Genomic DNA, 9,830 nt, shown 5'->3' with positions numbered 1-9,830 from the left:
ATCCGCCGCTACATCATCTGGCGGAACAAGCATGCCGCCGACGAACGCCTCCGTGAGGTCGTGAACAGGGCGAACGTTGCCTGATGCGGCACTAGTTGCGTCTTGGCAAGGATCACGACTGTATGCGCTACGCTGACCGCAGTGGGTTGCGCAACCAACCCATCCGACCAACAGCCCTGCTTTCGCGCGGGGTTGCTGGTACGCATCGGTAGCGCTGTCCTGGCGATAGATCTCGCTCTACTCGCCAAGACGCAGGTCAGTTGCACTGATGTGTTACGGGAACAGTGGCAGTACCGAGAGTTGATGCGGGCAGAAAAATAGGCCCGACCGAGAACATTCGCGTCAGCGTCAGCGTGGGTGTCTCGACCTGAACCGTGAGGGTTCGGATCGAGGCTGCCCGCGCACCCGATCCGACCCATGACAGGGGGTAGGGATCGGTGGACGACACCGCCATCACCATCACCATTCTCGCCATCGCTGGCGTGGTCGCCTTGACGATCTACGCCCTAAAGAGTGTACTCGACCAACTTCCCGACCTCTTCGAGTCCGCACGTAGAGCGCGTGAGGCATGGGAGCGGCTGACCAAGAAGAACGACCGGGCTCCACAGCCGGACGAGAACGAGGAGCAGCCGCACCCGGCGGTTGACCCCTCGGCTGACGACGAGGGGCCGCCCGCAGCCGCGTGAAGCCCGTCGTGGGGTCTCCCACCTCACCCGGGCACGCAGGCCCTCCGCAGGGCATGCGGGCTGAACCGCTCCGGGGCCGACCGGCCTTCGGGCTCCATGAGATAGCGCAGCCGGTTGCGGATCGTTCCGCGATGCAGGGCTCCGCCGGACTCGTCGGCGAACAGCCCGGAGAGTCGGGGAACTTGGGGCGCACGTCGTCCAGGAACCATCGCAGCACCAGGTCCAGGCCGTCGAGCATGGGCACGCAGCTGGGGCGGGGCCCGGAGGTGTGGGCCCCTTTACCGAAGCGGATGTGGAGCAGCGATGCCTCCTCCGAGCCGAGGCCTGCGTGATAGAGGGTCCGGAACATCGCATAATCCCGGGCGGCGGGCCCGTACTTCCCCGCGGTCGCGATCCGCCGCTTCAAGATGTCCTCCGGCGTCAGATCCCACGCGGGTCGGCCCAGGGCCGGTGCTGCGTCAGCGATGGCGCGTGCCGAGTTGGTTCGCGGCGGCTTCCACGGTCTGCGCGAGCAGGACAGCAATGGTCATCGACCTAACGCCACCGGGAGGGGGAGTGATCAGAGGTGTCGATCAGTTCGGCGGTCGTGGTGGTGGCGGGCAGACCGATATGCCGGGAATTGATGCCTGCCTTCGCGCACCGCGCTCGTTTCATGCGAACGTACGTGGCCGACGCGGGATCCTCTCCCACCAGCACCGTCGCCAGGCAGGGACTGGTCCCCGTGTGCCGTGAGATCTCCGCCGCTCCGGCAGCAGCCTCTCCGACGATGCGTTTGGCGAGGCTGGCGCCATCCATGAGCTGGGCCGTCCGAGTCGCGGACATCGTTGCCCTCCAGGCGTTGCTGACCACTCGCCCAGGCGTACGGCAACGACGTCTCGTCAGACCGCTCCCCGGTGGTGCTCCACCTCAGCGCCAGTCACGGCGCAGCTGAAAAGTAGTAGGCGCAGCACGCTCACACCCCGCCAGCGTCCTCGGCCGGGAGCGACTTGCGAGAGCCCATCACCCTGCGGTGACGTCAATTCACATGACCATTCCAGGCGGGTCCACACGCCGGTGGCCTCGCGAACGGCCCCGCCAGCGCCGACCGCGATCGACTAACTGATCGACAACGAGCGGACGAAGGAGCTCGGCCGGCGGATCCACCACGAGGTCTTCCTGTCGGGCCAGGACCAGCCGACCTCGGCCTTCGAGCTGACCGAGGAAAACTCGTGACCAGCGGTGATCTGGTCCCGAAGGGCTTTCCCAGTCACGCGGACGCTTGGGCGCCTGGCTCTGGGGCCACCAGGAAGTCGACGAAGAAGGCGCCGGGGTTGCCAGGCACGACACGGCAGCTGAAGTGGCGCCCGAGCAACGAGCTGACCTCGGTCTTGAGGTTCTGCGAGAGAGCGGCCGCCGAGCTCACGTACATGTTCGTCGGGTCGTCGACGGCATGGGCGTCGACGAGCGCTCCACGGATCCCGGTCACGACGTATTCGACTCGTCGACCACCGCTGAGGTCGGGCTCTTCGCCCTCGTGGTCGCAGTTCACCACGTGGGCAAGCACGTCACCCAGGCCGGTCTTCCGATGGTCGCTCATGAGCGCACACGCTACTTGGCTGCCACCACGGCCGCACAGAGCTTGCGGCTCTCGGTCCGCTTGCACTGCCGGACCGAGCAGGCCTCAGCCGAACTGGACTGCGCAATAGCCTACTTGGAGAGGATGGACGGACATTGATAGACAAACTGACCGCACACCGAGGCTTCACGCGCATGCCATTCGGCGAGGACCTGACGCGCTCGATGCTGCACCGGCACTCCTCCCACGCGCAGGCCGTCACCCGGATCACCTGGTGCATCGGCGAGCGCGCCATCGGAGTGCTCACCGGCGAGGTCGGCGTGGGCAAGACCGTCGCGGTTGCGAACGGCGAGGAGACCGCCTCCTACCTGATCCACCACCTCGCGCTCACTGGCCGGACCGACGCCCTCTTCACCGACGACGCGATCGCGATGATCCACGACACCGCCCGGGGGCTATCCCCGCGCCGTCAACAACCTCGCCGTCCAGGCACGGCTGCCCGCCTACGTCGAGGGCGAGCCGATCGTCGAGGAGACCAGCTCCAGAACCGCCGTCGCCGAAGTCACCGCCGAATGCCGACCGGGCCCACCCCGGGCACCGTCGACTTCCCAATGACACGATGAAGACCAGACAGCCCGTTGGAACCCCACCAGCGGGCTTTCTTCATCCCCGAACATCACCATCATGAGTGGCAAACCCGTCATGATTTCGACCGGCAGCCAACACCCGGCGATCAGCACAAGCACCGTTGCAGCATGAGCGCGCGTCCGCCGCGGATCATGATGAGCGGGTCAGGCGGGAGGGCGAGCCCGCCGTCTGACTGCCCTCGTCCCCCAGGGCCAGGGTGTCCGCCCCGGTCTTCGTCAGGGTATAGATGTTGCCCCGCACGCACAGCAGGCCGGTGGACGGCTCCGTCGGGGTGCTGGTGGCCGCCTCGAAGACCATGGACGTGCCGTGTGTCTCCTGCAGACGCAACGTCTCGGTGCACCCGATGTCCCGGCCGCTGCCGGCGTCGATCACATGGCTGATCTGTCGGCCGACGATGTCGCCCCGGTGCGCCGCGTGCAGGGTGACGGTCACCGACACCTCGCGCGTGCCCGCGTTGACGGCTCCGGGACCGGTCCCCGCCCAGGTGCCCACCCAGGAGGCGGGCAGGGCGTCAGCCGCGGTGGAGGGGGACGAGTTCGAGGGAGAAGGGCTCGGTGACGGAGACGTACGCCCGACACCGTCCGCCCCGTCCGCCCCGTCCTCACCGCCCTGCGGCCAGGCGAGGGCGATGACAACTGCCGCGGTCGCCATGATGCCCGCGACGGCGACGGCTATGCGGAGCTGCGCCGTCCGCCGACCGGGCCCAGGGACCGGCCCGGTGCCGGGTGGGCCGACGTGACCGCGCGCGGGAAGACTTCCGCGCGGAAGGGCCGGCGGACGCAGGTGTACGGCGCCTGGATCGACGTGGGCGACGGGCGGCCCGAACCCAGCCGACGACGGGCCGTCGCTGCCCTCGACAGGCCCCTCGGCAGACGGCCCGTAAGCCGTCGACGCTCGACCACCGCTGCCCTCCACGGGCGGCCCGAACCCAGCCGTGAGCGCCTCGTGTGGAAGTGGAGGCGGCGGCAATGGCACCGGGGACCGCAGCAGCGCCTGCGACTCGGCTTCCCTCACGGCGATGTCCGCCGACAGATCCGATGGCAGGGCAGCCGCCCACATACCCGGTGCCGCGCCGATGCGCTCCATCAGCTCGTCGGCGGTGGGCCGCTCCTGCGGCGACTTGTGCAGACATGCGGCAAGCAGCGGCACGAGCTTGGGCGGGACTCCGTGGAGCGTCGGCTCCTCGTGCACGATCCGGTAGAGCAGCTGTGCCGCCGAGGGATTCTCGCCCGGGTGCAGGAAGGGACCGTTGCCGGTAGCGGCGTACACCAGCGTCGCTCCCAGGGAGAAGACGTCGCCGGGCTCACCCGAGATCCCGGCCGCCGCCTGCTCCGGTGCCATGTATCCGGGCGAGCCGATGACACCGCCGGTTCTGGTGTGCCGGGTGTCGTCAGCGGCACGGGCGATGCCGAAGTCGATGAGCAGGGGGTGCCGACGGGCCAGCAGGACGTTGGACGGCTTCACGTCACGGTGGGCAAGCCCCGCCCGGTGTACGGCCCGCAGCCCCTCCGCCAGCTCCGCGGCGAGCGCCCGGACGGCGGGCTCGGGCAACGGGCCGTTGCGCTCAACCCAGTCCGCGAGGGACGGCGCGGCGACGTACTCGGTGGCCAGCCACTGGGGCCGCTGCCCCGCGGCGCTGTAGTCGACAACCGGCACCGTCCAGGCGGATCGCACCTGATCGCTGCTGGCGATCTCGCGGGCGAACCGCTCCTCGAAACCCTGGTCCAGCCCGAACTCGGTCCGCAACGTCTTCAGCGCCAGCAGCCGCCCGGAAGCCGTACGGGAAAGGAACACCCGCCCCATGCCCCCGGATCCAAGCACCGCAAGCAGCGCATAGCCGCCTATCGCTGACGGATCCCCGGGATCCAGTCTCCTCATGTTCTCTCCGGGCGGGACTCGGGTCACAGCAGGGCGGGACACTGCGGGCCGGTAGCACGTGGCTCCGCCCGGCGTTCGCGTGAGCTCAATCTACACATGACACGTTCACATCGGTTCACAAGGGGCTCGCCCAGCAGTCCTGCGACGCCGAGTAGCAGTTCGGCCAGCTCATGGGGCTGCGCTTGCTCACCCGTTGGAGCCGCTGCTGCGATCCGGTCCGGCCGGAAGCCTCGGCCGGCCCGCCGTGTGCGGCACCAGGCGATGAGATCCCAGCGGCCGTCGGCTGTGAGCAGTCCGGCGGTTGCGCTACGCGGTCGCTTTCGTGTCCTGTCCCGTCGTTGTAGGACAGCCGCAGCACCATGGTGTGACATCCGTGTGGCCAGTTCCCGGGCCGCCCCGGAGTGGGGGGGGGGCGGAGGCGTCGGCCGCGGCCAGAGCGGCGGCCAACGCCGAGGCTTCATCGGCGGTGAAGTGGATCGGGGGCAGCGTCGTCGCCGGGTCGATCGTCCCCGTCGCGTTCCGGTGTGGTGCGCACCGGGACACCGGATTCCATCAGCGCCTGCAGGTCACGCTGCACCGTGCGTGTGCTGACCTCGAACCGTGCGGCGAGCGCGCGCGAATGCCAACGGCCGCGGCGCTGCCGCGCGCGACTCTTCCACCAGCGCATGGAGCCGAGCCGGGCAGTGTGGTTCATCAGGCCGACGTTACCGTCCCGCCGTCGCCAGGAACTCCCGCTCACGCTCCTGTTCCCGCTCGGTGATGGGCAGCGGGAACAGAGTGAAGCCGTGCGTCGCACCGGCGACGACGCCGAGCTGCGCACGGGCGTACCGCCGCCAACCATCGCTGGGCCAGAAACAGTGAGGTGTTTCAGCGCTGCCGCTCCAGGGTGAGGATGGCCGTGGCGATCGACGACATTCAATGTGGTGATTGACGACATGCAATTCGGACTACACCGCGACGTGCGGAAGATCCGCCAGGACTTTTGCTGGGGCGGCGTGAGGTCACGGTCCGGCGGGCGTCTGATGGGTGTCGTCACCCAGGGGCCGGTTCCCATGTACGCGCGGTCGGCGAGGATGGGAGCGCCCTGGTGCTCGCAGATCTGGATGATCCGGTGGGTGCGGGTGGACGGCACCCTCGTGGAGTGCGACATCTCACCCCACGGCACGGGAGTCTCGTGCGTTGCGGGTACTGATCCCGTCACCCGATCCCTACGTTTTCCTGTGGGAGGCGGTGAGCCCTTCGTACGGTTCACCCACCCAGGAGTGCCGGGTGTGGCTGTCACCTGATAGCCGATGACGTGGCTCCCACTGATTGGCCGCCCGGCACTCCACGACGACTCGGCTGCCAATCAGGAAATGCGAATGATCGCCGAGTAGGGAACCGACAGCGAGGTCGTCCGTGGGAGGGATCAGTACTACACCGCACGGACGCACCACATGATCGCCATCTGGGCCGGCATCGACGCAGGGAAGACCCATCACCACTGCGTCGTGATCGATGAGAGCGGCCATCGGCTGCTGTCACGTCGCGTCGCCAACGACGAGCCCGAACTGCTCCAACTCCTCGCCGACGTCCTGGCTCTGGGCGATGAGGTGGCCTGAGGCATCGACCAGGCCGACGGTGGAGCCGCCCTGGCCATCGCGCTCCGCCTCCATCACGACCAGCCGGTGCACTACCTCTCCGGCCGGGCCATCCATCGCGCCTCCGAGAACTATCGCGGCGAAGGCAAGACCGACGCCAAGGACGCCGCCGTCATCGCCGACCAGGTCCGCCGCCGACGCGACCTGCACCCCGTACGCACCAGCGAAGACACGATCACCGACCTCAAGCTCCTCACTGGCCGCCGCCTGGACCTGGTCGCCGACCGCACCCGCACCGTCAACCGCCTCGGCGCTCACCTCACAGGCATCTTCCCCGGCCTGGAACGGGCGTTGGATCTAACCAACACCGGCCCGCTCACCTTACTGACGGGCTACCAGACCCCGGCCGCCCTTCGCCGCCTCGGCGTAAAACGCCTGGCCACCTGGCTCCGCAACCGCAAGTTCCTGCGTGCCAGCCAACTCGCCAAGACTGCCCTGCTGGCCGCCGAACGCCGGCACACCAGCCTTCCCGGCGAGAAGCTGACCGCCGAGCTGGTACGCACGCTGGCGATGGAGGTGATCAGCCTTACCCAGCAGATCGCCGAGCTCGACAAGGCCATCGAAGCCCGGTTTCGACAGCACCACACCTTCGACGTGGTCACCAGCATGCCGAGCCTGGGTGTCATCCTCGGCGCCGAGTTCCTGGCCGCCACCGGCGGCGACATGACCGTCTTCGGCACCGCCGACCGCCTCGCCGGCTTCGGCGGCGTCGCCCCGGTTCCCCGCGACTCCGGGAAGATCAGCGGCAACCTGCGCCGACCGCGGCGCTACAACCGCAGACTCCAGCGTGTCTTCTCCATCTCGGCGCTGTGCAGCATCCGGTACTGCGAGAACTTCCGCCGGTTCTACGACCGCAAACGTGCCGAGGGCCACATCCAAGCCGTCCTCGCCCTCGCCCGCCGCCGCGTCAACGTTCTCCGGGCCCTCCTACGCGACGGACGTGCTACGAACCGACACCTCCACCGCTACTTGTGGCTTGACAGACAGCATGAGGAATCCCTACCCGTGACAGCAAGTACCCCCATGCGCGAGTGGGGCCCGGTCATCCCGACCGGGCCCCACTTCAACCTCCGCTACGAACAGCGCCCCTCACCGCACGCCCAAGGCCCGTGCCTACCAGCGATACCAGCGGCCCTTACGGCCAGCACCGTCCGCGGACCGTACGACGAAGCCCAGCAGCCAAACGACCAGCACGATCACCGCAACCCACCACAGCGCCTTCAGCGCGAAACCCGCACCGAAAAGGATCAGGGCAAGCAAGAGAACCAGAAGCAGGGGAACCATCGTTATCAACCTCCTGGCCCACCGACTGCCCTGCGATTCGGCGTGTATTCCTCAACCCAGCCTTTGTTTACGAGGAGACCCCAGGGGCACGAGGGAGTACCACGACAGTGACACAGATGGTCTGAGGAGGCCCCTTTTATGACTGCCAGCGAGAAGGCCAAGGCGAAGACCGAGCAGGCCAAGGGCAAGACCAAGGAGACGGTGGGCAGCGCCATCGGCAACGACCGAATGGCCGCCGAGGGACAGGCCGAGAAGAGCACGGGCGACGCCCGCGAAGCCAAGGAAAAGACCAAGGACGCCTTCAAGCACTGACATCCCCCTCCCCCCAGCCGAAAGGGGCCTCCCCAATTGGGGAGGCCCCTTTCGGCGCGGCAAGAAGTACTGACAGGTGAGCCGACACTTCACATGCCGGACAGGAACGGAAAATTTACACCGTTCGGGCACGTATATAGGCGGGAGCGGGTGGCACCCGGGAAGTGATCGGCGAGAAGTACCCGGGCGTCGCAGGTGGAAGAGTCCATTGAGGTCAAGGCTCCTCTCCGTACCGCCTACAACCAGTGGAGCCGGTGGGTGACCGGGCCCTGGAGGATGCGTGCGGTGGTGTGCTTGCCTACTTCATCGCTCAGGACGCGCACCCGGTCGCGTACGGCGTCAACCCGGGTGCCGCGTTCTGCCGGCAGTGACCTCGGACAGACCATCCCCTGCGACAACGTCATCGAGGACCACGGCCGCACACTCAGCGAGGCCGGCCGTCCTGGGGCCGCCTGATCGCCCTACTGCCTTCGGAGTACGTCTGACTCCGGGTAAGCCTTCTCGGTCGCCTCAGAGGGGCTGATGGGCGACGAGCACGATATACGCGCCGTAGACCAAGGACGCGGCGGCCAGGCTGCCTCCCACCAGTGCGGCGCCTGCCGGTCGTGTGCGCCATGCCCGCACCAGGCCGCAAGCCATGGGCAGCAGCAACGGGAACGCGGGAAGCAGGAAGCGGGGCTTGGATGAGAAGGGGCCGGAGACCACGGTCACCATGGCCAGCAGGACGCCGGCGAAGACGACCAGGGGCAGTGGGGCTCTGTCCAGGCACAGCAGGAAAAACAGCACGAGACTCGCCGAGACGATCACCAGGGCGATCGGTTGTACGGCCCCGCCGCCGCGCAGGAGCAGCGCCTTGAGGAACTCCAGCGTGCCGGTGCCAAAGTCGAGGCGGGAGTCCCAGGCGCTTTGGACCTGGAAGTACCCGTGCAGCAGATCACCGGTGTACTGCCCGACCCACAGCACATAACCGGCCCAGCCCAACGGCGCGAGAAGAGCTCCTGCCCAAAGCCCGGGAGGGACGCGGCCGCGCTGTCGCACCGCCTCGTACCCGGCCGCGGCGACGACGGCCACTGCCGCCGCGATGCCGCTCGGCCGGGTCAGACCCGCCAGCGCAGCAAGTGCGCCAGCCGCCGTCCAGCGGCCCTTGAGCACGCAATTCAGGGACCATGCAGCGAGGGCACTGAACAGCGGCTCGGTGTAGGCCAGGCAGAGGACGACCGAATGCGGCAGAGCGGCCCAGATCGCGACCATGACCGTGGCCACCGCGCGCCCGTGGAGCCGAAGGCCGATCACGTAGATGCCGTATGCGGCCATACCTGCCGCGAACCAGGCGATCAGCAGCGCCGCCGCCCCTGGGCTCACATGCGGGAAGCGGTTGAGCGCCCTAATGAGCACCGGGTACAGCGGGAAGAATGCCCAGTCCGTCTGGAGCGCCCCCGTTGCGGAAATGTGGATGCGGGTTCCGTAGCCGTGCTCGGCGATGTGCAGGTACCAGACCGAGTCCCAGGAGTGCGCCAGGCTCTTCAGCGGGGGCCGTCCGATGAGCGTGCTCACGGCGACCAGCGCCATGACGCCAGCAAGGCGGATGGCCGCGAAGAGTGCCAGGGCCGCCATGACACCCGGTGGCCGCGCGCCGAGCCAGGTGCGCTCTGGGGAGGCCGCCGTGTTGCGTCCGAGGACCGGCCCCGGGGTCTTGTAAGAGGAGGTACTCACTCTCTGACGGTGAGCGAAGCGGCCCACGTCCGCAAAAGGAACCTCTCGCCATCGGTGTTCGGGCACCGCTGTGGCCCTGCTTCATCTGCCGCCGCCCAACCCTCGCCGGAGCCA

Annotated in this window: 11 protein-coding genes, 4 pseudogenes and 1 riboswitch; of the genes and pseudogenes, 4 read left to right on the top strand and 11 right to left on the bottom strand. The window is 68.1% G+C overall.

What is annotated here, in order from left to right:
- Both ACFYMM_RS39990 and ACFYMM_RS39985 read left to right on the top strand, forming a co-directional pair.
- Positions 1–84, top strand: a pseudogene (locus ACFYMM_RS39990) (transposase); the annotation flags it as partial.
- Positions 85–437: 353 nt separating this feature from the next.
- Positions 438–686, top strand: coding sequence for a hypothetical protein (locus ACFYMM_RS39985; RefSeq protein ID WP_388396597.1), 249 nt, complete (start codon positions 438–440; stop codon positions 684–686).
- Positions 687–1,144: 458 nt separating this feature from the next.
- On the opposite strand, the gene ACFYMM_RS39980 is transcribed toward ACFYMM_RS39985, so the two are convergent.
- The 9 genes and pseudogenes from ACFYMM_RS39980 to ACFYMM_RS39940 all read right to left on the bottom strand — a co-directional run.
- The gene (locus ACFYMM_RS39980) at positions 1,145–1,216 is read right to left on the bottom strand and encodes a hypothetical protein (protein WP_388396606.1); all 72 of its coding nucleotides are present in this window, start codon (positions 1,214–1,216) and stop codon (positions 1,145–1,147) included.
- 34 nt (positions 1,217–1,250) lie between these two features.
- Positions 1,251–1,508: pseudogene (locus tag ACFYMM_RS39975) on the bottom strand (tetrahydrofolate dehydrogenase/cyclohydrolase catalytic domain-containing protein); the annotation flags it as partial.
- A 22-nt stretch (positions 1,509–1,530) separates the two neighbouring features.
- Positions 1,531–1,616: riboswitch (ZMP/ZTP riboswitch) on the bottom strand.
- 316 nt (positions 1,617–1,932) lie between these two features.
- The gene (locus ACFYMM_RS39970; RefSeq protein ID WP_388396595.1) at positions 1,933–2,262 is read right to left on the bottom strand and encodes a hypothetical protein; all 330 of its coding nucleotides are present in this window, start codon (positions 2,260–2,262) and stop codon (positions 1,933–1,935) included.
- 110 nt (positions 2,263–2,372) lie between these two features.
- On the bottom strand, positions 2,373–2,681 hold the full coding sequence (locus tag ACFYMM_RS39965; RefSeq protein WP_388396592.1) for a hypothetical protein: 309 nt from the start codon (positions 2,679–2,681) through the stop codon (positions 2,373–2,375).
- A gap of 63 nt (positions 2,682–2,744) precedes the next feature.
- Positions 2,745–2,987, bottom strand: coding sequence for a hypothetical protein (locus tag ACFYMM_RS39960; RefSeq protein ID WP_388396590.1), 243 nt, complete (start codon positions 2,985–2,987; stop codon positions 2,745–2,747).
- 31 nt (positions 2,988–3,018) lie between these two features.
- Positions 3,019–4,767 (bottom strand): serine/threonine-protein kinase, encoded by a 1,749-nt coding sequence (locus ACFYMM_RS39955; protein ID WP_388396587.1) that lies wholly within the window; start codon positions 4,765–4,767, stop codon positions 3,019–3,021.
- 23 nt (positions 4,768–4,790) lie between these two features.
- Positions 4,791–5,138 carry a WYL domain-containing protein gene (locus tag ACFYMM_RS39950; protein ID WP_388396584.1) on the bottom strand — a complete coding sequence of 116 codons (348 nt, stop codon included), beginning with the start codon at positions 5,136–5,138 and terminating at the stop codon, positions 4,791–4,793.
- 86 nt (positions 5,139–5,224) lie between these two features.
- Positions 5,225–5,461 (bottom strand): HTH domain-containing protein, encoded by a 237-nt coding sequence (locus ACFYMM_RS39945; RefSeq protein ID WP_388396581.1) that lies wholly within the window; start codon positions 5,459–5,461, stop codon positions 5,225–5,227.
- A 173-nt stretch (positions 5,462–5,634) separates the two neighbouring features.
- A pseudogene (locus ACFYMM_RS39940) lies at positions 5,635–5,893 on the bottom strand (IS5/IS1182 family transposase); the annotation flags it as partial.
- Between the two features lie 310 nt (positions 5,894–6,203).
- Between ACFYMM_RS39940 and ACFYMM_RS39935 the strand changes: the two are divergent.
- Positions 6,204–7,387 (top strand): annotated as a pseudogene (locus ACFYMM_RS39935) (IS110 family transposase).
- 133 nt (positions 7,388–7,520) lie between these two features.
- On the opposite strand, the gene ACFYMM_RS39930 reads toward ACFYMM_RS39935, so the two are convergent.
- On the bottom strand, positions 7,521–7,691 hold the full coding sequence (locus ACFYMM_RS39930) for a hydrophobic protein (RefSeq protein ID WP_388396580.1): 171 nt from the start codon (positions 7,689–7,691) through the stop codon (positions 7,521–7,523).
- 138 nt (positions 7,692–7,829) lie between these two features.
- Here ACFYMM_RS39930 and ACFYMM_RS39925 point away from each other — a divergent pair, with 138 nt between their 5' ends.
- The gene (locus tag ACFYMM_RS39925) at positions 7,830–8,003 is read left to right on the top strand and encodes a CsbD family protein (protein ID WP_388396577.1); all 174 of its coding nucleotides are present in this window, start codon (positions 7,830–7,832) and stop codon (positions 8,001–8,003) included.
- 510 nt (positions 8,004–8,513) lie between these two features.
- On the opposite strand, the gene ACFYMM_RS39920 is transcribed toward ACFYMM_RS39925, so the two are convergent.
- Complete coding sequence (locus ACFYMM_RS39920) at positions 8,514–9,617, bottom strand: hypothetical protein (RefSeq protein ID WP_388396574.1); 1,104 nt, start codon at positions 9,615–9,617, stop codon at positions 8,514–8,516.
- Positions 9,618–9,830 lie beyond the last annotated feature (213 nt).

It is taken from the genome of Streptomyces sp. NPDC006739 (genome assembly GCF_042869815.1).
Classification (GTDB): Bacteria; Actinomycetota; Actinomycetes; order Streptomycetales; family Streptomycetaceae; genus Streptomyces.
Note: the sequence above shows the minus strand (reverse complement) of the source record. Positions and strands in the feature narration are given on the sequence as shown.